This window comes from Streptomyces sp. NPDC059900, from assembly GCF_050270335.1.
Classification (GTDB): Bacteria; Actinomycetota; Actinomycetes; order Streptomycetales; family Streptomycetaceae; genus Streptomyces.
Genome location: NZ_JBNNJZ010000081.1, coordinates 1 through 23,630 on the forward strand (window position 1 = coordinate 1; position 23,630 = coordinate 23,630).

Genomic DNA, 23,630 nt, shown 5'->3' on the forward strand with positions numbered 1-23,630 from the left:
CCCGGGCGGGGTGGGCGCGCAGAATTACCCCTCACCGGTTGGTGGCCCCCCCCCGACCCCGGTGCGGCCCCACAACGCGTTGCGCGTCAGCTGTTGGCGATCTCTTCCTCGTTCGGGATCGCCCCGCCGAAGCGGCGGTCGCGCCCGGCGTACTCCAGGCAGGCGCGCCACAGGTCGCGCCGGTCGAAGTCGGGCCACAGGACGTCCTGGAAGACCATCTCGGCGTAACTGGACTGCCAGATCAGGTAGTTGGACGTGCGCTGCTCGCCGCTCGGGCGCAGGAACAGGTCCACGTCCGGCATGTCCGGGTAGTACATGTACTTCGCGAAGGTCTTCTCGTTCACCTTCGACGGGTCGAGCCTGCCCGCCGCGACATCGCGCGCGATGGCCTGCGCGGCGTCCGCGATCTCCGCGCGCCCGCCGTAGTTGACGCAGAAGTACAGGGTCATCGCGTCGTTGTCGACGGTCTGCTCCTGGGCGATCTGGAGCTCCTGGACGACGGACTTCCACATCTTGGGCATGCGCCCCACCCAGCGGATGCGGATGCCCAGCTCATTCATTTCATCCCGCCGGCGCCGGATGACGTCGCGGTTGAAGTTCATCAGGAAGCGGACCTCGTCGGGCGAGCGCTTCCAGTTCTCGGTGGAGAAGGCGTACAGGGAGAGGTTCTTGACGCCCATCTCCAGGCAGCCCTTGAGCACGTCGAGGACGACGCCCTCGCCCACCTTGTGCCCCTCGGTGCGCGGCAGCCCCCGCTCCTTGGCCCAGCGGCCGTTGCCGTCCATGACGCACGCCACATGCTGCGGCACCAGCTCACCGGGGATCTTCGGCGGCCGGGCGCCCGAGGGGTGCGGCTCGGGGACCTTGTACTCACGGCGGGACCGTCCGAGGATTCCGCGTCGTGCCATGGGGGGCTCTCTCCTACCTAGCTGATCTCTGTCACGTGACCTGCGTGCTTCACGTGCTTCAGGTGGTTTTCTCTACGTACCGCAATGAGCGGAGCCCGCGCTCCAAGTGCCAGTGCAGATAGGCGGAAACAAGCCCGCTGCCCTCCCTGGCATGCCGTGCCTCGCACGCGTCCGCCGTCTCCCAGTCTCCGGTGAGCAGCGCGCCGAGCAGGCCGAGGGCTTCCAACGAGGGTACGACGCTGCCGGGCACCCGGCAGTCGACGCAGACGGAGCCGCCCGCGGCCACCGAGAAGAAGCGGTTCGGGCCCGGCATTCCGCACTTCGCGCAGGAGTCGAAGCTGGGCGCGTACCCGTTCACGGCGAGGGAGCGGAGAAGAAACGCGTCGAGGATCAGATGCGGCTCGTGCTCGCCGTTGGCGAGGGTCCGCAGGCCGCCCACGAGCAGCAGATACTGCTGCACGGCGGGCTCGCCCTCATGATCGGTGAAGCGCTCGGCGGTCTCCAGCATGGCCGTGCCCGCCGTATAGCGCGCGTAGTCCGTGACGATCCCGCCACCGTACGGAGCGATGGTCTCGCTCTGGGTGCACAGCGGAAGCCCGCGGCCGATGAGTTCGCTGCCGCGCGCGAAGAACTGCACGTCGACGTGGGAGAAGGGTTCGAGCCGCGCCCCGAACTTGGACTTCGTGCGCCGCACGCCACGGGCGACGGCGCGGACCCTGCCGTGACTGCGCGTGAGCAGCGTGATGATGCGATCCGCCTCACCCAGCTTCTGGGTGCGCAGCACGACGCCGTCATCACGGAACAGACTCATGGGTCCCATTCTCGCGTACGGGTCCGACAGCCGTGGCCGGGGTCGCCGATCGCCGCTACTGCCTGCTGATCGCCCGCGTGACACCCGCCGCGATGGTCGTGGCCAGGGTCCAGCCGGTGACGATCAACGCGTACGACAGTGTCTGGTACACCCCTTCCGCGGCATACGCCTGCTCCTGACCGAAGCCGATGATGGGGAGCAGCAGATCCAGTGTGTAGAAGAACGGGTCGAAGTCGGGCGCTTCGTCCGGCTTGAGTGCGCGCGGGTGGTGCAGGGCGTACGTGACCGTTCCGACCAGGAGCAGCGAGAACAACCAGACCGCGGCGCGCGTGGGCCGGAATCCGTAGCCGACGGTGATGTCCTGGAGGTACCCCCACACCCTGGCGTACGAGGGCAGCGTCGCGCGGTGGCGGCGCTCCTTGGCGAGCTGGACGGTGCGGGCCGCCGCCGCGTCGCCGCTTCGGCGGTAGGCCGCGGTGAGCTGCTCGTAGGCGAACGGGATGTAGCCGTCGGTGTCGCGCTCCAGGATCCGGAGCCGGCGTTCGGCGGGCTCGTGCGGGCCGAGCCGCGCGTAGGTCAGGCCGTCCAGGCGCACCTGGTCCGGCCAGGACTCCAGGCCGATGCGCAGCAGGTCGATCTGGGAGCCCCGCAGTGTGGCGGCCCCGGTCATGCGGGCGTTGCCGCTCACCCAGAGCGTCCCTGCGGTCACACCGCTGGCCCGCAGTGCCGTGCCGCCCGGATTCGAGAGGCGCGCGTCCTCCAGGTTGAACGACCCCGGTATGCGGGCGCCCCGCAGATTGATGCGCCCGTACGCCGTCAGCCGTGCCGCGTTCAGGTCCGCGCCCGCGTTGAGGGTCGGCGCGTGCAGGGCGGTGCCGCCGGGGTTGCTGAGCACGGCGTCGTCGAGGGTGATGTTCCCGGCGACGACCGCACCTTCCAGGCGGACCAGGCCGTGCGCGACGAAACCCCCGTCGGCCTGGAGGTCGTCGTCGATGATGACGCGGTTGAGCGCGAGGACGGGCTCGTCGAGGTGTACGCCCGCCTCCCCCAGTTCCGCGTGGTCGAAGAAGACCGCGCCCGAGATCCGCGCGCCGCCGAGCCGCACGGGCCCCCGGATCCGGCACCGGGTCATGCGCAGCGAGCCGTCGACGCGCAGGGCGATGGCGTGCAGGCCCGGCAGCACGGACCGGCCCAGGTTCAACTGCCGCAGCCGCGCCCCGTACAGATCGGGCACCTCGTCGAAGTAGCAGGCCCACAGGTGGATCGGCGCCGCCACGTCGACGTACTGGAGGTCGAGCCTGCCGGTGATCCGTGCGCCGGTGAGCCGCAGCAGCGGGGTCTCGCCGGTCTCGCGCGGCCCCTCGACGAGCAGCGCGCGGAGCACCTCGGCGCGCACGGTCCGCCCCGGCCCCCACTCCGCCCCGGAGTCGGCCTCGGCCCCGTCCACCGGCCGGAGGTCGACGGTCCGGCCGCGCGCGTACGCCTGCCACACGCGCCGTTCGACGGCCGTCAGCTCGATGTTCTCCACCGGCGCGACGATGACGCGGACCGCCGGGGGTGTCAACTGCCTTCTGCCGACTCCCCGTTGCCTCCCGCCCCCTGGCCGAACCGCCCAGACCTGGCAAAATGCGCGCATGAAGAGTGAGCTGTTCTCCACGGAGCATATGGCGCAGCAGGCCGTCGCCCCCGGGATGACCCTGCAGAACGCCAAGTCCATCAAGTACGCGGTCAACGGTGAGATGCATGCCCGGCAGGGCGCGATGATCGCCTACCGCGGCAACCTTCAGTTCGAGCGCAAGGGCCAGGGCGTGGGCGGCATGCTCAAGCGGGCGATGACCGGCGAGGGCCTGCCGCTCATGGCGGTGCGCGGGCAGGGCGAGGCATGGTTCGCCAACGAGGCACAGAACTGCTTCATCGTCGACATCGAGCCGGGTGACGTCCTGACCGTCAACGGCCGCAACGTCCTGTGCTTCGACGCGACCCTCTCGTACGAGATCAAGACGGTGAAGGGCGCGGGCATCACGGGCGGCGGCCTGTTCAACAGTGTCTTCACGGGCGCCGGGCAGCTGGGCCTCGTCTGCGACGGCAACCCGCTGGTGATCCCGGTCTCGCCCCAGCAGCCGGTGTACGTCGACACGGACGCGGTCGTCGGCTGGACCGCGAACCTGGACACCTCCCTGCACCGCTCGCAGTCCGTCGGCTCGATGATCAGGGGTGGTTCCGGGGAAGCGGTGCAGCTGATGCTGCGGGGCGAGGGGTACGTCATCGTGCGCCCGAGCGAAGCGACTGCGCACAAGCCGCAGCAGCACTAACGCCGGCGGTCTGGGCGCGCCTGGTCGGGGCGGCTGATCGCTTCCCAGGGGGCGAGGGCCCACGGGCTCGTCCGGTTCGCCGGGTCGAGGAGGGCGCGGAGGTGGGCGTCGGAATCCGCCCGGGGTGCGGGGAAGTCCTGGTCCTCGGTGCCTTGCAGGCTCTCCCGCCAGACCTGCCTGCCCAGGAGGTAGTGGTCGGCGTACTCCTGCCAGGAGGCGTACGTTCCCGCGACCGTCGGCACGACATTCTTGAGCCGCGCCCAGGTGTCGGCCTCGCTCAGCATCCCGCAGGCGAAGCCGCGCCGTGAGATGTCCACGTAGAGCGCGATGTCCCAGGCCAGGGGCTCCACGCCGAGCCTCCGCCGGGCCATGGCGCGGTAGCCGGTGCTCGCGAGCCCGCTCAGGCGCCCGAGCAGCTGCTCGGGCGCGGTGATCTCCCACTGCTCGGCCAGCCACTTCGCGGCCTTGCGGTCATCGATACGGGTGAACGGATACAGGGTCGTCCGGGACGCGTCCTTGTCCCGGCTGACCGGCGCGCTCAGCGACACCATCCAGAGCTGGTGCATGGTGAGCGGCGCCGGATATCTGGACTCGACCTTCGGCTTGCTCCACTTCCATATGGCCATGCGCCCGCACCTTACGTCACGGGACTTCACCCCGGCTGCGTGCGTTCACATAGGCGGTGGCGGCGCGGAGCCGCTCCGAATCGGTGGCGGTTCTGAGCGCGTCCGGCGTGCAGTCCCACTCCCGTCCGCCGCCGAAGGGGCGGAGCTGGATGTAGGGCCCCTCGTGCCCCATGACCCTGCCGACCTGTCCGGTGCGGGTGTCCACGGCGTAGGCGCCGACGGGCAGGCCCCGGGGGCCGGGATCACGGTTCAGGTCCACTTCGGATCCTCGCCTTCGACACCGGCGCCGCGAAGCAGCGCGACGGTGAGGCGGGCGGCCGTATCAACGGAACATCCGCCCAATTCGATGCGCGGACAGGGGGCTTCGCGGGCCCTGGATGTGGGGTCGATCCGCAATGACGGAAGAATAATTCCGGCCCTCGCGAGTGCGGAACGCAATTCCTTCACGGTGTCCTCCGCTTCTTCGACGCATAGCGTCGAGCACTCCCTGCTTTCAGTCATGACGTGGCCTCCCCTTTCCCATCGGATTTCACGCTTCGTGTCTCGATGGTGACGGGTCCGGCCTACACTCGGCAGGAGTCTGCGCCCTACAACTGCGGCGCAGCGGAGGGTGGTTGGCCATGGCCAATGGTTCACGTCAAGCAGCCTGGGAGTTCTTCGGCGCAGAGCTGAAACGCCGCCGGGAGGATGCCGGTTTCACCCAGTCGGCACTGGGGGTACAGGTATTTGTTTCCGGCGGCTACATCGGCCAGTTCGAACAGGCTATTCGGAAACCACAGTTGGATGTCGCCCAGAGGCTGGACGAGGTCCTACAAACCGGCGGCTTTTTCGAGCGGATGTGGCGCAAGCTGATCGACGACAGGCGGTACGCGGATTACTTCGCGTCGGTCGTGGAGCTTGAGTCTCTGGCGACGCGAATCTGCGAGTTCGCACCCACGGTGATTCCGGGGCTTCTACAGACCGCCGCGTACGCGCGCGCGGTCACAGTCGCAGCCAATCCCTTCGTAACCGAAGCGTACGTGGACGAGAAGGTGGCTGCCCGGCTGGAGCGAGCTCGCATCCTGAACGACGCTACAAGGCCGGAGTATTGGACGTTGCTGCACGAGAACGTGCTGTACATCCCGGTGGGCGGGCCGTCAGTCATGGCGCAACAGCTCGAACACGTCGCCTCGTTGATGCGAGAGCGACAGGTGATGATGGCAGTGCTTCCGTACGACGCGGGAGCGCATGCCTCCATGGCCGGGGATTTGCGGCTCATGGAGTTCGAGGACGCGCCCCCAACCGCCTATACAGAGACGTCCTTTTCGGGAACTCTCATCGACGAACCAGCAGTGGTGGCACGAACACGGCGCGCATACGATCTACTCAGGGTCGCCGCGCTGTCGCCGGAGGCGTCCCTCGCCCTGGTCGAATCGGCGGCTAAGGACTACAGACGATGCACAAGTACGACCTGAGCAACGCCTGCTGGCGCAAGAGCACCTACAGCAACGGCGAGGGCGGCAACTGCCTTGAGGTCGCCTACGACTTCATAGGCGCCGCCCGCTGGCGCAAGAGCAGCTACAGCAGCGGCGATAGCGATGCCTGCGTCGAGGTGGCTGACGGCGTCCCCGGTGTCGTCCCCGTACGGGACAGCAAGAACCCCCAAGGCCCCGCCCTGCTCCTCGGCGCCGAAGCCTGGTCCGCGTTTGTCGCGGGCGTCCGCACGGTCGACTGACCCGGCGGCTGAATCGGTCGCCGGGGCAGTCCGGTTGCCTCAAAGCTTCCGGAAGTAGCGCACCTCCGTCCGCCCACCGGCCGGCAGCACCGGCTCCCCCACCAGGCTGAACCCCGTACGCTCAAGCACCCCCCGCGACCCCGCGTTGTCCGCGTACGTCGCCGCCCGCAGGGCAGTCAGCCCGTACTTCGCGGCAGCGATCCCGCACAGCTGCCGTACGGCATCCGTGGCGAGCCCGCGTCCCGTCGCGCCCTCGGCGATGCGATAGCCGAGCTCGGCCTCGCCGTCCGCCACGTCGACGAGGTTGACCCGCCCCAGGACGGCACCCTCCCCGTCGACCAGGACGTGGAAGTGGCAGGTCCCCGCGGCCTGTTCCGCGAGGAGAGCCGCGTGGCGGGCGTCGAATTCGGCGAAGTAGGCGTCGCCCCGGTCGGGGACGGACTTCGCGAAGTACTGCCGGTTCTCGTGCTCGAAAGCGAAAAGGGCGGGGGCGTGCTCGGGCCGCAGGCGCTGGAGTTCGGGCATGGGCGAACGCTAACCCGCCACGTTGACAGGCGAACGCCCGGTGCATGTAATAGGGGCGGTGCCGCGTGGCGCCGGCCAATGAGCAGTGGGCCGGTCGGCGATCGGGCGAGCACCCTTCACCGAGGGATCCGCCATGAGTTCATACTCCGCGCCCTGCACCTGACGTAGCGCGTCCGCACGTCAGCCTCTCGCTCACTTCACACACCCCGGCAGCATTGCCGCACGTACGCATCCCGCATGCCCTGCGCCGCATGCCGTCCGTGCGCCATGCCCACATCTTCCGGAGACACAGAATCCGTATGCCCGCGAACCGTACGCCCGCGTCTTTCAATGAATCCGTCATCGAGGAGTTCCGTGCCAACGGCGGCAAGGTCGGCGGCCCCTTCGAAGGCGGGGACCTGCTGCTGCTGACCACCACCGGCGCGAAGTCGGGAACCCCGAGGACCACACCCCTCGGTTACGTCCGCCACGGCGATTCGCTCCTGATCGTGGGGTCCAACCTCGGCGGCCCCCGGCATCCCGACTGGTACCGCAATCTCCTCGCCCACCCCGTGGTGAGCGTGGAGATCGGCAGCCGGGAGTTCGAGGCGCTCGCGGTGCCCGCCGAGGGGGCCCGGCGCGATGAGCTGTTCGGGCATGTCGTGCGGGCGGAGCCCGGGTACGGCGAGTACCAGGCGCGCACTGCCCGGCTCCTGCCGGTCGTCGTACTGGAGCGCGCCGAGCCGGACGGCTGGGAGCCCCGCGAGATCCGCACCCTCGCCGACAAGCTCATGGAGGTCCACACCTGGCTGCGGGACCAGTTGCGGCAGGTGAAGGCGGAGGTCGAGGCCCATTTCGCCGCACGCGCGGCTCATCAGACGGCAGGTGGCGGCGAGCCGCCGGCCCCCGGTCTCGGGTTGCAGATCCGGCAGCGGTGCCTGGCGTTCTGCCAGGCACTGGAGTTCCACCACGTCAGCGAGGACGCGCACTTGTTTCCGGGGATCGCCCAGTACCACCCGCATCTGAGCGAGGTCTTCGACCGCCTCAGCAAGGAACACCGCACGGTCGCCCGCATCCAGACCGACCTGGTCACCCTCCTGTCCGGCATCGCCATCGCCCACCCGCAGCGCTTCCGCACCGACCTGGAAGAAATGTCGACCGAACTGAACGCCCACCTCGACTACGAGGAAACAACGCTCCTCCCCCTACTGACAGACGTCCCCTGGCCCCCGGATGCCGCTACCGAGCCCGCACCGGAGAGTGCTGACGCAGAGTCTGCCCCAGGGGACATCAGTCGCGGATGACCTCCACCGAGTAGTCCCGCGGGTCCATCCGTACGTGGAGGCGCTTTCCCTCCGTCGTGACCCGTGTCCTCGCCTGGACGCCCTCCGGGAGGTCCGGGAGGGGCGGGGTCACCCCGGATTCCGCTCGGACTCCGTCCATCAGCTTCCGCATCTCCTGGGAGGTGGGGCGGGTGGGGAGGTACCAGGCCGTGCCCTTGCCGTAGGGGTGGCGGGTTGCCGTCGGGGTGCCGGTGGGGGACGTCAGTGCGGCCTCCGCGCCCTCCAGGTGGATCTCCTCCGACCAGGTGCCGTCCGGCTGCGGGTCGAACTCCTCCACTCGGAGGCCGAGCAGCTCGCGGAACGGGGCCGGGTAGCCGCCCAAGTGGACGCGGTCGTGTTCGTCCGTGATGCCGGAGAAGTAGGACATGACCAGGGTGCCGCCCGCTCGGACGTAGGAGCAGATTCGTTCCGCGGTCTCTTTTGATACCGAGTAAAGGTTCGGGATCAGGAGCAGGCGGTACTCGGTCAGGTTTCCGTTCACCGGGACCACGTCGCACGCCACCGACGCGTCGTACAGCGGTTTGTGGTGCGCCAGGGCCGCATCGAGGAGTGTCACGTCCGCGCTCGGGTGCGCGTCCAGTTCAAGGGCCCACCAGCTGGGCCAGTCCAGGAGCAGCGCCGCGTCCGCCCGCGCCGGGCGGGAGCCGAGCAGCTCGGGATACCGGGCCAGCTCCGCGCCCAGCTCCGTCACCTCCCGGAAGATCCGCGTCCCCGCACCCCCGTGCGGCACCATCGCCGAGTGGAACTTCTCCGCTCCCCCGCGCGACTGCCGCCACTGGAAGAACAGCACCGAATCCGCCCCGTGCGCCACCGCCTGCCAGCTGTCCAGGCGCATCCGGCCCGGCGGCTTCCTGCCGTTGCGCTCGCGCCAGTTCACCGTGCCCGGCGCCTGCTCCAGGAGCAGCCAGGGCTGCCCGCCCTTCAGGCCGCGCATGACGTCGTACGAGAACGCCGTCCGCTGGAGCGAGTCCGGATCGTGCGGGTCCGGATACGAGTCGTACGCCACCACGTCCAGGTGCGGGGCCCACGCGAAGAGGTCAAGGGTCTTCGCCACCGGGACGAAGTTCGTCGTCACCGGGATGTGCGGAGTGATGCGGGTGAGGACTTCCTTCTCCGCCAGGTAGCAGGTCAGGAGTTCGTCCGACGAGAAGCGCCAGTAGTCCAGCTGCTGGGCCGGGTTGCGGAAGGACGGGGCCTTGCGCGGGGTGTGGATCTCCTCGAAAGTGGCGTATCGCTGCGACCAGAAGTCCGTCGACCAGGCGTCGTTGAGCGCCGCCACCGTCCCGTACCGCTCGCGCAGCCACGCGCGGAACGCCGCCGTGGACACCTCGCAGTGGCAGTGGCGTGAGATGTGGCAGCCGTACTCGTTGCCGATGTGCCAGAGCGCCAGCGCCGGGTGCGTGCCGTAGCGCGTGGCCAGGCGTTCCGCCAGGCGTAGCGCGTGGCGGCGGTAGACCGGGCTCGACGGACACCAGTGCTGGCGCGCGCCGGGATACAGGCGTGTGCCGTCCTCCAGGACCGGCAGCGTCTCCGGGTGGAGGCGGGTGAGCCACGGCGGCGGGGACGCCGTCATCGTGGCGAGGCTGACCGCCACGCCCGCCCCGGCCAGGCGGTCCATGTGGCCGTCCAGCCAGGTGAAGTCGTACGTGCCGGGGGCGGGCTCCGTCTTCGCCCAGGAGAAGATCCCGAGCGTCACGAGGTTCACCCCCGCCTCGCGCATCAGCTCGGCGTCCTCCGCGTGGACTTCGGGGCCCCACTGCTCGGGGTTGTAGTCACCCCCGTACCCCAGCGACGTAACCCGGTCATAGAAGTGACTCAGTCTCATCCCGCGTCCCGAGCTCTCGTGCACCGCGCTCACCCCACACCCCTCGCACCCTGCCGGGACCGCGCCGCGATCCCCCGGAAGTGCTCCGCCATCGCCCGCTGGGCCCGCTCCACGTCCCGCGCCCTCAGCGCCGTCACGATGTCCCGGTGCCTGCGCACCGTGACGTCCGGCGCCGGGTCACGCGCCCACCCCCGTACGCCCGCCACCCGGTTGAAGACGTTCCAGAAGGCGCCAAGGAACTGCGGCACCAGCTCGTTGCCCAGCGAGCGGTACAGCGTCTCGTGGAACTCGCGGTCCAGCTCAGGGAAGGCCGAGCCCCCGCCCGCCGACTCCTCCATCTTCCGCACCAGCGACTCCAGTCGGCACAGCTCCTCGTCCGTGAGCCGCACCGCGACGCGCCGCACCAGGCCCTCCTCAAGGACCTCCCGGAGTTGCAGGATCTCCGCCAAAGCGTGGGTGTCGTCACCCATTTGGACCAGCGCGCGGAAAGTGAGTCCGTCGGCCAGCGGTGTCAGCGACGCCTGGCCCACATAGGTCCCGTAGCCGTGTCTGATCTCCACGATGTCCAGGGCCTGGAGGGCCTTGAGCGCCTCGCGCACCGAGTTCCTGCTGACCCCAAGCTCCTCCGTCAGCTCGGCCTCGGTGGGCAGCAGTGCGCCCGGCCGGAGCCTTCTGTCGAGGATCAACTGCATGATCGCGCGCTGGACCTGGCTGCCCACACGCCGTGCTCGGACTGGCTCCTGAGGCATGCGGCACATCGTAGGCACGGATGACATCCCACGTCCCACCTCCGGACCAACATCGTTTGTGACCAGCCGAATTCGGATCCGTGCGCGATCTCTTGACCGGCCATCGCGGCGCTCTTATGGTCACCACGCCACTACGACGTAGGACGTGGGATCTCTCAAGGGAGACACAGTGAGCGACGACAAGACCCGCACCGTCCCCACCGGACCCGCCCCCGACCGCCGGTCCTTCCTGAAGTACACCGGTGCGCTGGGCGCGGCCGCCGCCATCACCACCACGCTCTCCGCCTGCTCGTCGGGGCCCGAGTCCACGAACGAGGCCGGAGGGGGCGGCGGCAAGGGCGGCGACTCCACCCTCACCGCCGTCATCGGCTATGGAAACGACGGCAGTTGGGACCCCACGCAGACCGCGTCCGCCTTCGCGATGGCCGGCAACGAACACATCTACGAAGGGCTCCTCAACACCGACCCCATCACCCGTGAGCCCTATGCGGCGCTCGCCACGGAGATCCCCTCCGACGACAAGGCGACCACCTGGAAGTTCACCCTGCGGCCCGGCGCCAAGTGGCACGACGGAAAGCCCGTCACCGCCGATGACGTCGTTTTCGTCTTCGACCGCATCCTGGACCCGAAGACCCAGACCCTGGCCAAGGGTTTCTTCGAGAGCTGGCTGAAGAGCGTCAAGAAGGTCGACGCGACCTCCGTCGAGCTCACCCTGAAGTTCCCCTTCCCGGACGGCCTCGCCCGGCTCTCCCTCGCCAAGATCATGCCGAAGCACGTCTTCTCGAAGCCCGGCGCCTGGGACGACGCGACCAAGGGCAAGGCGGTCGGCTCAGGACCGTACAAGCAGGCCTCGCACCACCCGAAGTCGAACACCACCTTCGAGGCGTTCGGCGACTACAACGGCCCGCGCAAGGCCGCCTTCAAGAAGATGAACTGGCTGACCATCGTGGACGCGGCGCCCCGCGTCGCGAAGATCTCCGGCGCAAGCGCGGACTCGGAGATCTCGGACAACATCCCCTACGCCAACATCGAGCAGCTCAAGAAGGGCGGGTTGAGCGTCGAGGGCGGGGCGGGGATGAACAACCTGTTCCTGATGTTCAACACCGCGCACAAGCCGTTCGACGACGTACGCGTGCGCCAGGCCCTGCACTACGCCATCGACACCGAGAAGATGATCGAGGTCGCGCTCAAGGGCCACGGCAAGGCGTCGACGTCTTTCCTCAACGAGTCCAACCCCTCGTACCGGCCCGCGAAGACGGTCTACGGGTACGACCCGAAGAAGGCGAAGGCGCTCCTGAAGCAGGCCGGGGTCAAGGATCTGTCGATCAGCCTCATGGCCGTGAACGTGAGTTGGATCGTCGACTGTCTGCCGACCATCAAGGCCTCGTGGGACGCGATCGGCGTCAAGACGACCCTTGACCCGCAGGAGACCACGGCCGTCTTCACCAAGATGGACCAGAAGAAGGACTACCAGATCGTCGCGGCCGCATCGAACCCCAACCAGTTCGGCATCGAGGCCGACCTGATCATGCACTACAACTACGGCCCCGAGAACCTGTGGATGGGCTACGCCCGCTGGGCGGACAACGCCGTCGCCAAGAAGCTCTTCAGGGACATGGACCAGGCCACGCGCGAGCCGGACGCGACCAAGAAGAAGGCCATGGTCCAGGACTACATCGACACCGTCGCCGAGCAGGCGGTGATCTACCCCGTCGTGCACAACGAGCTGATGACCGCCTGGGACCCGAAGAAGGTCACCGGCATCAAGGCCCAGCCCTATCCCGGCATCAATCTCCTCCAGGCCAAGTGGGCCGACTAGCCGCCGCCAGATCCTTGGGAGTCGTACGACGTGACCGCGACGTTAAGAATCCTGGCCCGCCGCCTCGCCCTGCTCGTCCCGCTGCTGCTCGGCATCGTCCTGTTCGTCTTCCTCGTGATGCGGTTCTCGGACATCGATCCGGCGTCGGCGTTCTTCCAGGGCGCCAACCCGACACCGGAGCAACTGCACGAGTTCCGTGAGGAGAACGGCCTGCTCGATCCGCTGCCGGTGCGCTACGTCGCCTTCGTCGGCGATCTGCTCCAGGGCGACATGGGCATCAGCGTGCTCACCCGCTCGCCGGTGGTGGACCAGGTGACCACCGCGCTTCCGCTCACCCTCCAGCTGACCTTCATGGGGCTCGGCATCGCGGTGGTCATATCGCTGCTGCTGGGCGTGACCGCGGCGATCTACCGCGACCGGCTGCCCGACCAGCTCATCCGCGTCATCTCGCTGACCGGAGTGGCGGCGCCCGGCTTCTGGCTGGCCCTGCTCATGATCCAGTACCTGGCGGTGGAGGCGGGCTGGTTCCCCACCGGCGGATACGTGAACCCCGGCGACTCCTTCACCGGCTGGCTCAAGACGATGACGCTCCCGGCCTTCGCGCTCTCCCTGCCCGTGGCCGCGGGGCTCACCCGCATCATCCGCACGGCCGTGGTCGAGGAGCTGGACAAGGACTACGTACGGACCGCCATCGGCAGCGGTCTGCCGCCGGTCGTGGTCGTCGGCCGCAACGTCCTGCGCAACGCCCTCATCAACCCGCTGACCGTGCTCGGCCTGCGCGTCGGCTATCTGCTCGGCGGCGCGGTCGTCATCGAGACGATCTTCTCGCTGCCCGGCATGGGGAAGCTGATGATCGACGCCGTGAAGAACGGCGACCCGGCCGTCGTGCAGGGGGTCGTCATCACGACGGCCGTCGGGTTCGTGGTCGTGAACCTGGTCCTCGACATCCTCCATCTCCTGGTCAATCCGCGCCTGAGGGGGACCGCCTGATGATCATGTCTCGCAAGGCCGCGACCGAGCGGCTCGCGCGGCCCGGCATCCGGCTGCGCTCCCTGAGCCGCCTCCCGCTGCTCTCCCGTATCGCGGTGGGCGTCGTGGGCCTGGTCGTCCTGGTGGCGCTCTTCGCGCCGCTGCTCGCCCCGCACGACCCGCTCGACCAGCAGCCGCAGGTGGACGGCACGGGACACCCGTCGGCCGAGCACTGGATGGGGCAGGACAGCCTGGGCAGGGACATCCTCAGCCGGCTGATGTACGGGGCGCGCTGGTCCCTGGCGATCGGGCTCGGGGCGACGCTGCTCGCCCTGCTCGTCGGCGCGGTGCTCGGCGCGATCGCGGCGACCTCGCGCAAGGCGGTCGACGAGTCGCTGATGCGGTGCCTGGACATCGTCATGGCGTTCCCCGGCATCGCGCTCGCGGCCGTGCTCGTGGCGGTCTTCGGGGGCGGCATCGTCGTCCTGATCTGCGCCATCGCGTTCCTGTTCACCCCGCCGATCGCCCGGGTCGTGCGCGCGAACGTGATGGATCAGTACGGCGAGGACTACGTCGTCGCCGAGCGCATCGTCGGGGCCCGCACCCCGCACATCCTGATCAAGCACGTGGCCGTCAACTGCGCCGCGCCGATCCTGGTGTTCTGCACGGTGCAGGTCGCCGAGGCGATCGTCTTCGAGGCCTCGCTGTCCTTCATCGGCGCGGGCGTACGGCCTCCGGACCCGTCCTGGGGCAGCGTCATCGCCGACGGCAAGAACATGGTGCTGCTCGGCGGCTGGTGGGCGACGGTCTTCCCCGGCCTCCTGATGCTGGTCACGGTCCTCGCCCTGAACATCCTCTCCGAGGGCGTCTCGGACGCGTGGGCGGCGCCCGCGACCCGCGACATGCCGGGCGCGGCCCGCCAAGAGGACCGCGTGGACCGACTCGAAGCGCCGGAGCCGGGCAGCGGCAAGGTCCTGGAGCTGCCGGGCCTGACGGAGGCGGCCCGTCGGCTGCGCTCGCGCGCCCGCCCCCTGCCGGAGGGAGAGCCGGTCCTGGACGTCTGTGATCTCGCGATCGGCTTCGACGCCCGGCACGGCGGCGTGGACATCGTCGACGGCATCAGCTTCCACGTACGGCCGGGTGAAGTCCTGGGCCTGGTGGGCGAATCGGGCTGCGGCAAATCACTCACCGCACTGACGGTGATGGGCCTGGAACCGAAGGGCGCCCGGATCAGCGGCAAGGTGACGTTCGACGGCGAACAGCTGCTCGGCATGCCGATGCGCACCCGCAGGCGGCTCCTGGGCCACGACATGGCGATGATCTACCAGGACGCCCTGTCGTCGCTGAACCCCGCGATGACGGTCCGCGCCCAGCTCAAACAGGTCGTACGCAGAGGAGGGCGCCGCACGGCGGTCGAACTCCTCGAACTGGTCGGCCTCGACCCGGACCGCACCCTGCGCAGCTACCCGCACGAGCTCTCCGGCGGCCAGCGCCAGCGCGTCCTGATCGCGATGGCGCTCTCCCGCGACCCGAAGCTGATCGTCGCGGACGAACCGACGACGGCCCTGGACGTCACGGTCCAGGCGCAGGTCATCCAACTCCTCCTGCGGCTGCGCGAGGAGCTCGGCTTCGCCCTGATCCTCGTCTCGCACGACCTGGCCCTGGTCGCGGACGTCACCGACCGGGTCGTGGTGATGTACGGCGGGCAGATCGTCGAGACGGGCGTGACGGCGGACCTCGTCGAGACGCCGTCGCACCACTACACGCGCGGTCTGCTCGGCTCGGTGCTCTCGCTCGAATCGGCGGCGGAACGCCTGACCCAGATCAAGGGCGTCGTGCCCTCTCCGGCCGACTTCCCCGCGGGCTGCCGCTTCGCGGACCGCTGCCCGCTCGCGAGCGAGGTCTGCCGCACGACGGCCCCCGGACTCACCGGCGGGGCGCGGCACTCCGTCGCCTGCCACCACCCGGCGGAGCAGCTGCCGAGAGTGCCGGAACCCAGGGGAAGCGAGGCCCTCAAATGACCTCAGCGGAAGACCTGATCGCCCTCTCGGACGCGCACGTCGTGCACCGGGCACGCTCGGGCGGCCTCCTCACGCGTGACCGCGTGTACGCCCTGACCGGCGCCGACCTGACCATCGCGCCCGGCGAGACCGTGGGCGTGGTGGGCGAGTCGGGCTGCGGCAAGTCGACGCTGGCGAAGGTCCTCGTGGGGGTGCAGGAGCCCACGTCCGGCACGGTGTCGTTCCGGGGGCGCGACCTGTGGGCGATGCAGCCCGCCGAGCGGCGGACCGCGATCGGCAGGAACACCGGCATGATCTTCCAGGACCCGTCGACGGCACTGAACCGCAGGCTGACGGTGCGCCAGATCCTCCGCGACCCCCTGGACGTCCACAGGATGGGGACAACGACCCAACGCGAGCAGCGGGTGCGGGAGTTGATGTCGCTGGTGGGCCTCCCCAAGGTCCTGGCGGACGGACTGCCCGGCCAGTTGTCGGGCGGACAGCGCCAGCGGGTGGCGATCGCACGGGCGCTGGCGCTCGAACCGGAGCTCGTGGTGGCGGACGAGCCGACGAGCGCGCTCGACGTCTCCGTGCGCGCCCAGATCCTCAACCTCCTCCTGGACCTGAAGGAACGGCTCGGGCTGGCCCTGGTGTTCGTCTCGCACGACATCCAGACGGTCCGCAGGATGAGCGACCGGGTCATCACGATGTACCTGGGCAGAATCGTGGAGGAGTCACCGGCCCGGGAGATCCTGGACCGAGCGCGCCACCCCTACACCCGGGCGCTGTTCTCCGCGACGCCCGGCCTCCTGGACCCCATCGACCCGATCCCGCTCGTCGGCCCCGTGCCGTCGGCCACCCGGCCGCCGAGCGGCTGCCCGTTCCGTACGAGGTGCTGGAAGGCGGACGAGGCATGCGCCGCCGCCATGCCCGACTTCGCGTCGACGGAAGGATCCGGACACCGCTACCGCTGCCACCACCCCGTACGGGACGGCCAGTCCACGCACGAGCTAGTGATCCAGTCCGCCGCCACGGACGCGAGCCCCAGGGAGAATCCATGACCATGCCCACCCCGCTGACCGGTGTCGTACCGCCCGTCTGCACTCCCCTGACACCGGAGCGCGAGGTGGACACCGCATCGCTGGTACGGCTGGTCGACCATCTGGTGGCGGGCGGGGTGGACGGCCTGTTCGTCCTCGGCTCGTCCTCGGAGGCGGCGTACCTCACCGACTCTCAGCGGAAGACCGTGATCGACACGGTGGCGGGGCACGTCGGGGGCCAACTCCCCGTCCTGGCAGGGGCGATCGACATGGCGACCCCGCGGGTCCTCGACCACGTCCGCGCGGTGACGGCTGCGGGGGCGGACGGGGTGGTGGTGACGGCCCCCTTCTACACGCGCACGCATCCGGCGGAGGTGGCGCGCCACTTCCGCCTGGTTGCCGCGGGCTCTGCGGTACCGGTCTTCGCGTACGACCTCCCTGTCTCCGTCCACTCCAAGCTGCCCGCCGAACTGGTCCTGGACCTGGCCGCGGAAGGGGTCCTCGCCGGGCTGAAGGACTCCAGCGGGGACGAGGGGAACTTCCGGGAGGTGGTCCTCGGCGCGCGGGGGCGGGCGGACGTGACGGGGTTCAGCGTGCTCACGGGGTCGGAGACGGTGGTGGACGCGGCGTTGGCGATGGGGGCGGACGGAGTGGTCCCTGGGCTGGGGAACGTGGACCCGGAGGGGTATGTGCGGCTCTGTCGCTACTGCCGGGAGGAACAGTGGGCGTTGGCCAGGGCCGAGCAGGAGCGGTTGTGCGGGCTGTTCGGGATGGTGCGGGTGGGGGCTGCGGCCGGGCGGATGGGGGGCAGTTCGTCGGCGCTGGGCGCGTTCAAGGCGGCGCTGTATCTGCGGGGCGTGATCGCCTGCCCGGCGACTGCGGAGCCGCAGGTACCGCTCTCCTCCGGAGAGGTCGAACGGGTGGGCAAGTTCTTGGCGGGGGCGGGGTTGTTGTAGGGGCGGTCCTTCATCGCAGTTTCAGCCCGTCCGGCGATCAGGACGAACCCGGCGAAGCCAGTGATCGACGGCACGTACCGCAGGGATTGCCCCTGCTACCTCGCCCCCTCCACCCCCGGCCGCACCAACCCCGACTCATAGGCGACGATCACCAGCTGAGCCCGGTCCCGCGCCCCCAGCTTCCCCATGATCCGGCTGACATGGGTCTTCGCGGTCAAAGGGCTCAACCCCAGCATCTCCGCGATCTCAGAATTGTTCAGGCCCCGCGCCACCAGCGAAAGCACCTGCCGCTCCCGCTCCGAAAGCCCCTCGGGACCCCCCTCCCCCGCGGCCGGCGGCTCCGGCGCGCGCAGGACGCGGGCGATCAGCCGGGACGTGGGCCCCGGCGAAAGCAGCGCGTCCCCCGCCGCCACCGTACGGATCGCCTCAAGCAGCTCCGCCGGCTTCGTGTCCTTCACCAGGAACCCCGAAGCCCCGGCCCGCAACGCGTCGACGACGTGCTCGTCCGTGTCGTACGTCGTCAGCATCAGGACCTTCACCCCGGCCAGGTCCTCGTCGCCCGCGAGCAGCCGCGTCGCCTCGATGCCGTTCAGATCCGGCATCCGGATGTCCATGACGATGAGGTCGGCCCGCTCCGAGCGGGCGAGTTCGACCGCCGCCCGCCCCGTCCCCGCCTGCCCCACCACTTCCATGTCCGGCGCCGACTCCACCAGCATCGCGAACGCGGCCCGTACCAGCGTCTGGTCATCGGCAAGCAACACGCGAATCGTCACGACACACTCCCCCCGGCCGCCAGCGGCAGCACAGCCGACACCGAGAACCCCCCGTCCTCGCGGGGCCCCGCCTCCAGTGTTCCCCCCACGCTCCGGGCCCGCTCCCGCATCCCCACGAGTCCGAAGCCCGGCGTGTGCGAGGGGTCGTCGGCCGCGCGGCCGTCGTCCGTGACGCTCACCCGCAGCGCCGCGTCCGCCACGCCTATCCCCACCCGGACGGTGATCCCGGGGCCGCCGTGCCGCACCGCGTTGGTCAGCGCCTCCTGCACGATCCGGTAGGCCGCCGCACCCACGGCGGGCGGCGCCCCGGCGTCCCCCACCGTCAGTTCGACCGAAGCCCCTGACGTACGTGCCGCCGCCGCGAGGTCGGCGAGACCGTCGAGCCCCGGCAGCGGCCCCCGCGTCTCGTCGGCATCCAGGCCCCCGGGGCCGGGCCCGGCAGCGCGCAGGACCTGGAGCGTGGCCCGGAGTTCCCCCCGCGCCGATCGGCAGGTGTCGGCGATGTCGTCCAGGGCCTTCGCCACCGCCGCCCTGTCGAGCCGCTCCGGATCGGCGGCCAGGACATGCGCCGCGACGGACGTCTGGACGCCGACCAGGGTGATGCTGTGCGCGAGCAGATCGTGCAGGTCACGGGCGACCCGCAGCCGCTCCTCCGCGACCCGCCGCCGGGCCTCCTCCTCGCGGGTGCGCTCCGCCCGCTCGGCACGCTCCAGTACGGAGGCGACGTACTGGCGGTGGATGCGCACGTACACGCCGAGCAGCAGCACGGAGACGATCCACCCGGAGATCCTCAGGATCTCCGCCACCTGGTGCGGCTCCATGCTCGCGTTGACGCTCATCGTGACGCCGACGACGAGGAGTCCGGTGATCAGGGCACGGCGCGGGCGCCCCGACACGGCCACGGTGTAGAGCGCGACCATGCCCACCGGGACGGCGGCCGTGTGGGTGTAGTCGATGGCGTGGTACGGCGCGATGAAGGCGATCACGCCGAACAGCACGAGCAGCGGACGGCTGCGCCGCCACACCAGCGGCACGTGCGCGCAGAGCAGCAGGCTCCACCCGAGGAGATCGGGGCGCCGCCCGTCCTCGAAGAACGTGGCGAGCACGGCGGCGAGCACGGCGAGCCCCGCCGCGAACAGCGCGTCGTCGCGCACGGCGCGCCTGCTGCCGGGCACGACCCCGGTGAAGGCCGGCAGGCCACGCGGCGCGGACGACCTCTCGTGAACCTGCGGTATGTCCCCCACGGCTGCATCCTCCCGTACGCGGGTGTACGAAGGTGCCCCTCCCGTGCAGAAGGGGCACCCCGTAGCGGAATCAGGTCAACCATCAGGTGGCGGAGACCCGTTGGGGCTCGGGCTCCGCGGCCTCGCGCACGGCAGGCGCCGGACGCGAGAGGGCGCCCGGCCACCACACCTTCCGCCCGAGCGCCACGCTCGCGCTCGTCACCAGGTACGTCCGCACCAGGAACGTGTCGAGCAGCACCCCGACCGCGATCACGAAGCCCAGCTCGACCAGCTGCACGAGCGGCATGTTGGTGAGCACCGCGAACGTCGCCGCGAGCACCAGGCCCGCCGACGCGATGACGCCGCCCGTCGTCCGCAGCGCGGTCAGCGCGGCGGCCCCGGGCTCGGCACCGGCCAGGGATTCCTCCCGCATGCGGTGCATCAGGAAGATGCCGTAGTCGACGCCGAGGGCGACGAGGAAGACGAAGGAGAGAAGGCCCAGCCCCGGGTCCGTGCCCTCGAAGCCGAAGAGCGGTTCGAAGACCAGGCCCGCGATGCCGAGGGAGGCCCCCCACACCGCGACCACGGCCACCAGGAGCAGCACCGGCGCGACCAGGGAGCGCAGCAGCGCCACCAGGATCAGCAGTACGGCCGCGAGCACGAGGGGCACGATGACGAGGGTGTCGCGGGAGTTGGTGTCCTTCAGGTCGAGTTGCTGGGCGCTGGCTCCGCCCACGTACGAGCCGTCGAGATCCGCGCGCAGGGCCTTGATGGTCGCCGTCTCGCCCGCCGACTCGGGTGCGGACGTGGCGGTCACGGAGATCTCCGTCCAGCCCCTGGCCGTGCGCCCCTTCTCGGCGCTGTCCACGCCCTTGGTGTCCTTGATGTCGGCGAGGGCCGCGGTGGCGCGGTCATCGGGGGTCATCACGGTGATGGGCCGTGTCCCTCGTTCGGGGAAGGCCTCGGCGAGGGTCTCCATCGCGGTGACGGAGTCGGGCGTCTTGGTGAAGGAGTCCTCCTGCTTCATCGCGCCCGGCAGGTTCAGCGCCCCCAGGGCGAGCGCGCCGAGCAGCACGGCTCCGCCCGCGAGCACGGTGCGGGGCCTGCGGCCCGCCGAGCTGCCCATCATGGAGAAGAGGCTGCGGCGCTGCTTGGGTGCGCTGCCGAAGGCCGGGACGAGCGGCCAGAACACGCGCCGCCCGAGCAGGACGAGGAGCGCGGGGAGCAGCGTCAGCATCGCGGCGAGCGCGCACAGGACGCCGACCGTGCCCAGGGGGCCCATGCCGCGGCTGCTGTTGAGGTCGGCGGCGAGCAGGCAGAGCAGGCCCGCGGCGACGGTCCCCGACGAGGCGAGCACGGCGGGGCCGCAGCCCTTGAGCGCGGCGATCATCGCGTCGTAGGGCCGTTCGATCCTGCGCAGTTCCTCGCGGTAGCGGGAGACGATGAGCAGCGCGTAGTCCGTGCCCGCGCCGAACACGAGGATCGTCATCACGCCGCTGCTCTGGCCGGAGACGGACGTCCCGAAGCCTTCGTGCAGGCCGTAGGCGACGCCCATCGCCAGATAGTCGGCGACGCCCGCGACGGCGAGCGGCACGAGCCACAGGAAGGGGCTGCGGTAGATGAGGATCAGGAGCAGCGCGACGACTCCCGCGGTGGTGTAGAGCAGGGGCCCGCCGAGGGCGTTGTAGACCTTGCTCGCGTCGGTGGCGAGGGCTCCCGAGCCGCCCACGTCGACGCTCAGTCCGCCCTGCGGGCGGGCCACTTCGCGTACGTCGTCGACGAGCGCGTCCCTGGCGTCCTCGTCCTGCCCCGGCTCGGTGCTCGCCACGGGGTACATGAGCGTGGTGCCGTCCCCGGACGGTACGGCGCGCGGCGCGGACGTCAGCTTGTGGGCCTGGCCTATTTCGGCGATCTGGCCGGCCGCCGCCTTGCGGTCGGCGGCGGTCAGGCCGCCGTCCCGGTGGTAGACGAGCACCAGTTCGGTGGCTTCGCCGCCGGGCAACTGGTCCTGGATCTTGGCGGCTTGGGTGGAGTCCGCGCTCGCGGGGAGGTAGTCGATGGCGCGGTCCTGCTGGACGTCGGCCAGTTTCGACGCGAAGGGCCCGGCGAGCGCGATGACGCCGATCCACAGGGCGAGGAACACCCAGGGCACGGCTCGTCGCCGTCGTGCGGTGGTCTGTTCGGCCCGCATGACGGGCCTCCTTCCGGCAGGTTGGCAGGTTCAGGGCCAACCCTTCCGGAGAGGGGCGCGCGATCCGTCCGGCGCGAGGGCGAGTTGGGGCGTACGGCACAGGGAGGCGAGGCGGTCCCGTTACTCCCGCGGGAGTACGCGGACGGCCCGCCCGGAGCGCCGCCGGGTCAGAAGTGCGTGGTCCGCGCCGCCACCATCAGCCGCGTCACCTCGTCGGCGCCGATGGTCAGCGCGTCGCCCGCGGTGGCGAGGACCTCGCGCTCGGCGGGGGTGTACGGGCCGTCGGCCAGCGCGATCCGCGCGCCCTGGATGAGCAGCGCCTCACGCCCGGCAGGGGCGAGGTGCGGGGCCAGCGGGCCGAGCGCCTCGTGCAGCTCTATGGCAAGGCCGGGCCCGCAGTCCGGCTCGGTCGCCCGGCCGGTGTCGGCGGCGAGGGCTTCGACGAGCGCGACGAGTTGTTCCTCGCAGGCGTCGTCGAACCCGGCGGCCCGCAGGGCGCCGACGGCGGCGTCGAGCGTCGTGCGCGACGAGGTGCCGCCCGCGGCGAGGATCGCGAGCACGACGGTGTGCACGGCGTCGCGCACCATGGCCGAAAGCCGGGTGGTCGTGGGGTGGTCGAGGACGTCCGTGCCGAAGTGGTCGCCGCAGGCGGCGCACTCGACGACGGGGCCCGCGGCGCCGCGCGGCAGGACCGGCAGGCCGAGCAGGACGAAGCGGCGGCGGCCGGTCCGGCGCTGGTAGTTGCGGTCACCGCCGCAGCCCGGACAGAAGAACTCGCCGTCCCCGACGGTGGTCCAGGCCGTATGGACGCCGATCACACGCCTTCGCAGGACTCGCCCGCGGGAAACGGGCGTGGCGAAAATGCGGGATTTCCGGCCGTTTCGTCCACGATCTGGCAGCACCACGCACCTCCGTAACGCCCCGGCGACATTGCCGTGTTGGGCGTGATGTTAGCCACATTGTTGATGTGGCGTCAGCACCCCTGGCGAGAGATGGCCGGTAGACGTCCTGGACACGGTGGCACGCAAAAGCGCCGAACGGGCCCATTCGAGCCCGTCCGGCGCCTGCTTGCTGCGTAGTGGAGGCGCGGTGCGCTGGTCAGCGAGCCGCGCGGTTCACCGCGGAAACGGCGGCCTTCAGGGACGCACGTGTCGTATTCGCGTCGATACCGATGCCCCACAGGACCTTGTCGCCGATCGCGCACTCGATGTACGACGCGGCCTGCGCGGAGGCTCCCTCACTCATCGTGTGCTCCTGGTAGTCCAGGAGCCGGACGTCGATGCCGATGCCCTGCAGGGCGTTGAAGAAGGCCGAGATCGGGCCGTTGCCGGTGCCGGACAGGACGGTGTCCTCGCCGTCGACCGTCGCCTCGACGGTCAGCGTGTCCGTGCCGTCCTTGTCGGTGGTGGTCTGGCCGTTCTTGACCTGGATGCGGCCCCACGGGTTGGCGGGGTTGGGCAGGTACTCGTCCTGGAAGATGCCCCAGATCGCGTCCGGCGTGACCTCGCCGCCCTCGCTGTCGGTCTTCGCCTGGATGATCTTGGAGAACTCGACCTGCATGCGGCGCGGCAGGTCCAGGCTGTGGTCGTTCTGCAGGACGTAGGCGATGCCGCCCTTGCCGGACTGCGAGTTGACGCGGATCACGGCCTCGTACGAACGGCCGACGTCCTTGGGGTCGATGGGCAGGTACGGGACGGCCCACTCGATCTCGTCGACCGTCTTGCCCTGCTGCTCGGCCCGGATGCCCATGGCCTCGAAGCCCTTCTTGATGGCGTCCTGGTGGGAGCCGGAGAAGGCGGTGTAGACGAGGTCGCCCGCGTACGGGTGGCGGGGGTGGATCTCCATCTGGTTGCAGTACTCGGCCTGT

General features: G+C 70.1%; 23 protein-coding genes. 9 read left to right on the forward strand and 14 right to left on the reverse strand.

Going from position 1 to position 23,630, the window contains the following annotated elements:
- Positions 1–86 precede the first annotated feature (86 nt).
- The 3 genes from ACQKIP_RS14680 to ACQKIP_RS14690 are packed head-to-tail and all read right to left on the reverse strand — an operon-like array spanning position 87 to position 3,247.
- Positions 87–908, reverse strand: coding sequence for an isoprenyl transferase (locus tag ACQKIP_RS14680; protein ID WP_190081028.1), 822 nt, complete (start codon positions 906–908; stop codon positions 87–89).
- Between the two features lie 58 nt (positions 909–966).
- Positions 967–1,719: a DNA repair protein RecO gene (gene recO / locus ACQKIP_RS14685; RefSeq protein ID WP_365857956.1), complete on the reverse strand. Its 753-nt coding sequence runs from the start codon at positions 1,717–1,719 to the stop codon at positions 967–969.
- 55 nt (positions 1,720–1,774) lie between these two features.
- Entirely contained in the window at positions 1,775–3,247 is a 1,473-nt protein-coding gene (locus tag ACQKIP_RS14690; RefSeq protein ID WP_365858049.1) for a membrane-associated oxidoreductase, read from the reverse strand.
- Positions 3,248–3,353: 106 nt separating this feature from the next.
- On the opposite strand from ACQKIP_RS14690, the gene ACQKIP_RS14695 reads away from it, so the two are divergent.
- Positions 3,354–4,031 carry an AIM24 family protein gene (locus tag ACQKIP_RS14695; protein ID WP_365857954.1) on the forward strand — a complete coding sequence of 226 codons (678 nt, stop codon included), beginning with the start codon at positions 3,354–3,356 and terminating at the stop codon, positions 4,029–4,031.
- Here ACQKIP_RS14695 and ACQKIP_RS14700 read toward each other — a convergent pair.
- The 3 genes from ACQKIP_RS14700 to ACQKIP_RS14710 are packed head-to-tail and all read right to left on the reverse strand — an operon-like array spanning position 4,028 to position 5,158.
- Positions 4,028–4,657 carry a DUF1266 domain-containing protein gene (locus ACQKIP_RS14700; RefSeq protein ID WP_365857952.1) on the reverse strand — a complete coding sequence of 210 codons (630 nt, stop codon included), beginning with the start codon at positions 4,655–4,657 and terminating at the stop codon, positions 4,028–4,030. The two genes, ACQKIP_RS14695 and ACQKIP_RS14700, sit on opposite strands and share 4 nt — an antisense overlap.
- A 16-nt stretch (positions 4,658–4,673) precedes the next feature.
- Positions 4,674–4,910: a hypothetical protein gene (locus tag ACQKIP_RS14705; RefSeq protein WP_365858047.1), complete on the reverse strand. Its 237-nt coding sequence runs from the start codon at positions 4,908–4,910 to the stop codon at positions 4,674–4,676.
- Positions 4,907–5,158, reverse strand: a complete 252-nt coding sequence (locus ACQKIP_RS14710) for a hypothetical protein (RefSeq protein ID WP_365857950.1) — start codon at positions 5,156–5,158, stop codon at positions 4,907–4,909. Before ACQKIP_RS14710 ends, ACQKIP_RS14705 begins: the two co-directional genes overlap by 4 nt.
- 119 nt (positions 5,159–5,277) lie before the next feature.
- On the opposite strand from ACQKIP_RS14710, the gene ACQKIP_RS14715 reads away from it, so the two are divergent.
- Both ACQKIP_RS14715 and ACQKIP_RS14720 read left to right on the forward strand, forming a co-directional pair.
- Positions 5,278–6,111, forward strand: a complete 834-nt coding sequence (locus ACQKIP_RS14715) for a helix-turn-helix domain-containing protein (RefSeq protein WP_365857948.1) — start codon at positions 5,278–5,280, stop codon at positions 6,109–6,111.
- Positions 6,093–6,371 (forward strand): DUF397 domain-containing protein, encoded by a 279-nt coding sequence (locus ACQKIP_RS14720; protein ID WP_365857946.1) that lies wholly within the window; start codon positions 6,093–6,095, stop codon positions 6,369–6,371. The genes ACQKIP_RS14715 and ACQKIP_RS14720 overlap by 19 nt, the downstream gene beginning before the upstream one ends.
- Positions 6,372–6,410: 39 nt before the next feature.
- On the opposite strand, the gene ACQKIP_RS14725 is transcribed toward ACQKIP_RS14720, so the two are convergent.
- Positions 6,411–6,896 carry a GNAT family N-acetyltransferase gene (locus tag ACQKIP_RS14725; RefSeq protein WP_365857944.1) on the reverse strand — a complete coding sequence of 162 codons (486 nt, stop codon included), beginning with the start codon at positions 6,894–6,896 and terminating at the stop codon, positions 6,411–6,413.
- A 299-nt stretch (positions 6,897–7,195) separates the two neighbouring features.
- Here ACQKIP_RS14725 and ACQKIP_RS14730 point away from each other — a divergent pair, with 299 nt between their 5' ends.
- Complete coding sequence (locus ACQKIP_RS14730; protein WP_365857942.1) at positions 7,196–8,179, forward strand: nitroreductase/quinone reductase family protein; 984 nt, start codon at positions 7,196–7,198, stop codon at positions 8,177–8,179.
- Here the strand turns inward: ACQKIP_RS14730 and ACQKIP_RS14735 are convergent.
- Entirely contained in the window at positions 8,166–10,043 is a 1,878-nt protein-coding gene (locus tag ACQKIP_RS14735; RefSeq protein ID WP_365857940.1) for a beta-galactosidase, read from the reverse strand. The two genes, ACQKIP_RS14730 and ACQKIP_RS14735, sit on opposite strands and share 14 nt — an antisense overlap.
- 29 nt (positions 10,044–10,072) lie before the next feature.
- Positions 10,073–10,801 (reverse strand): FadR/GntR family transcriptional regulator, encoded by a 729-nt coding sequence (locus tag ACQKIP_RS14740; protein WP_365858045.1) that lies wholly within the window; start codon positions 10,799–10,801, stop codon positions 10,073–10,075.
- A 160-nt stretch (positions 10,802–10,961) separates the two neighbouring features.
- Between ACQKIP_RS14740 and ACQKIP_RS14745 the strand changes: the two genes are divergently transcribed.
- From ACQKIP_RS14745 to ACQKIP_RS14765, 5 genes are read left to right on the forward strand one after another with little or no spacing between them, the layout of a single operon-like run.
- Positions 10,962–12,611 carry an ABC transporter substrate-binding protein gene (locus ACQKIP_RS14745; RefSeq protein ID WP_365857938.1) on the forward strand — a complete coding sequence of 550 codons (1,650 nt, stop codon included), beginning with the start codon at positions 10,962–10,964 and terminating at the stop codon, positions 12,609–12,611.
- Between the two features lie 30 nt (positions 12,612–12,641).
- Positions 12,642–13,601 (forward strand): ABC transporter permease, encoded by a 960-nt coding sequence (locus tag ACQKIP_RS14750; protein ID WP_365857936.1) that lies wholly within the window; start codon positions 12,642–12,644, stop codon positions 13,599–13,601.
- The gene (locus tag ACQKIP_RS14755; RefSeq protein WP_365857934.1) at positions 13,601–15,601 is read left to right on the forward strand and encodes a dipeptide/oligopeptide/nickel ABC transporter permease/ATP-binding protein; all 2,001 of its coding nucleotides are present in this window, start codon (positions 13,601–13,603) and stop codon (positions 15,599–15,601) included. Before ACQKIP_RS14750 ends, ACQKIP_RS14755 begins: the two co-directional genes overlap by 1 nt.
- Positions 15,598–16,641 (forward strand): ABC transporter ATP-binding protein, encoded by a 1,044-nt coding sequence (locus tag ACQKIP_RS14760; protein ID WP_365857932.1) that lies wholly within the window; start codon positions 15,598–15,600, stop codon positions 16,639–16,641. The genes ACQKIP_RS14755 and ACQKIP_RS14760 overlap by 4 nt, the downstream gene beginning before the upstream one ends.
- Positions 16,638–17,576, forward strand: a complete 939-nt coding sequence (locus ACQKIP_RS14765; protein ID WP_365857930.1) for a dihydrodipicolinate synthase family protein — start codon at positions 16,638–16,640, stop codon at positions 17,574–17,576. The genes ACQKIP_RS14760 and ACQKIP_RS14765 overlap by 4 nt, the downstream gene beginning before the upstream one ends.
- Positions 17,577–17,671: 95 nt before the next feature.
- Here ACQKIP_RS14765 and ACQKIP_RS14770 read toward each other — a convergent pair whose 3' ends face one another.
- The 5 genes from ACQKIP_RS14770 to ACQKIP_RS14790 all read right to left on the reverse strand — a co-directional run.
- The gene (locus ACQKIP_RS14770; RefSeq protein ID WP_365857928.1) at positions 17,672–18,349 is read right to left on the reverse strand and encodes a response regulator transcription factor; all 678 of its coding nucleotides are present in this window, start codon (positions 18,347–18,349) and stop codon (positions 17,672–17,674) included.
- Entirely contained in the window at positions 18,346–19,545 is a 1,200-nt protein-coding gene (locus ACQKIP_RS14775; protein WP_365858043.1) for a sensor histidine kinase, read from the reverse strand. The genes ACQKIP_RS14770 and ACQKIP_RS14775 overlap by 4 nt, the downstream gene beginning before the upstream one ends.
- A 130-nt stretch (positions 19,546–19,675) precedes the next feature.
- Positions 19,676–21,763 carry an MMPL family transporter gene (locus tag ACQKIP_RS14780; protein ID WP_365857926.1) on the reverse strand — a complete coding sequence of 696 codons (2,088 nt, stop codon included), beginning with the start codon at positions 21,761–21,763 and terminating at the stop codon, positions 19,676–19,678.
- Between the two features lie 167 nt (positions 21,764–21,930).
- Complete coding sequence (locus ACQKIP_RS14785) at positions 21,931–22,665, reverse strand: TerB family tellurite resistance protein (RefSeq protein ID WP_427743122.1); 735 nt, start codon at positions 22,663–22,665, stop codon at positions 21,931–21,933.
- Between the two features lie 196 nt (positions 22,666–22,861).
- Positions 22,862–23,630, reverse strand: a 769-nt coding sequence (locus ACQKIP_RS14790) for an alpha-isopropylmalate synthase regulatory domain-containing protein (RefSeq protein WP_427743124.1), incomplete at its 5' end; no start/stop codon positions are given.

Bases quoted from the DNA above. Each gene is read 5' to 3' on its own strand.
- ACQKIP_RS14710 (WP_365857950.1), bottom strand. From the start codon at position 5,158: ATGACTGAAAGCAGGGAGTGCTCGACGCTATGCGTCGAAGAAGCGGAG.
- ACQKIP_RS14755 (WP_365857934.1), top strand. From the start codon at position 13,601: ATGATCATGTCTCGCAAGGCCGCGACCGAGCGGCTCGCGCGGCCCGGC.
- ACQKIP_RS14730 (WP_365857942.1), top strand. From the start codon at position 7,196: ATGCCCGCGAACCGTACGCCCGCGTCTTTCAATGAATCCGTCATCGAG.
- ACQKIP_RS14735 (WP_365857940.1), bottom strand. From the start codon at position 10,043: ATGAGACTGAGTCACTTCTATGACCGGGTTACGTCGCTGGGGTACGGG.
- ACQKIP_RS14715 (WP_365857948.1), top strand. From the start codon at position 5,278: ATGGCCAATGGTTCACGTCAAGCAGCCTGGGAGTTCTTCGGCGCAGAG.
- ACQKIP_RS14695 (WP_365857954.1), top strand. From the start codon at position 3,354: ATGAAGAGTGAGCTGTTCTCCACGGAGCATATGGCGCAGCAGGCCGTC.
- ACQKIP_RS14780 (WP_365857926.1), bottom strand. From the start codon at position 21,763: ATGCGGGCCGAACAGACCACCGCACGACGGCGACGAGCCGTGCCCTGG.
- ACQKIP_RS14765 (WP_365857930.1), top strand. From the start codon at position 16,638: ATGACCATGCCCACCCCGCTGACCGGTGTCGTACCGCCCGTCTGCACT.
- ACQKIP_RS14725 (WP_365857944.1), bottom strand. From the start codon at position 6,896: ATGCCCGAACTCCAGCGCCTGCGGCCCGAGCACGCCCCCGCCCTTTTC.
- ACQKIP_RS14760 (WP_365857932.1), top strand. From the start codon at position 15,598: ATGACCTCAGCGGAAGACCTGATCGCCCTCTCGGACGCGCACGTCGTG.
- ACQKIP_RS14720 (WP_365857946.1), top strand. From the start codon at position 6,093: ATGCACAAGTACGACCTGAGCAACGCCTGCTGGCGCAAGAGCACCTAC.
- ACQKIP_RS14740 (WP_365858045.1), bottom strand. From the start codon at position 10,801: ATGTGCCGCATGCCTCAGGAGCCAGTCCGAGCACGGCGTGTGGGCAGC.
- ACQKIP_RS14680 (WP_190081028.1), bottom strand. From the start codon at position 908: ATGGCACGACGCGGAATCCTCGGACGGTCCCGCCGTGAGTACAAGGTC.
- recO (WP_365857956.1), bottom strand. From the start codon at position 1,719: ATGAGTCTGTTCCGTGATGACGGCGTCGTGCTGCGCACCCAGAAGCTG.
- ACQKIP_RS14700 (WP_365857952.1), bottom strand. From the start codon at position 4,657: ATGGCCATATGGAAGTGGAGCAAGCCGAAGGTCGAGTCCAGATATCCG.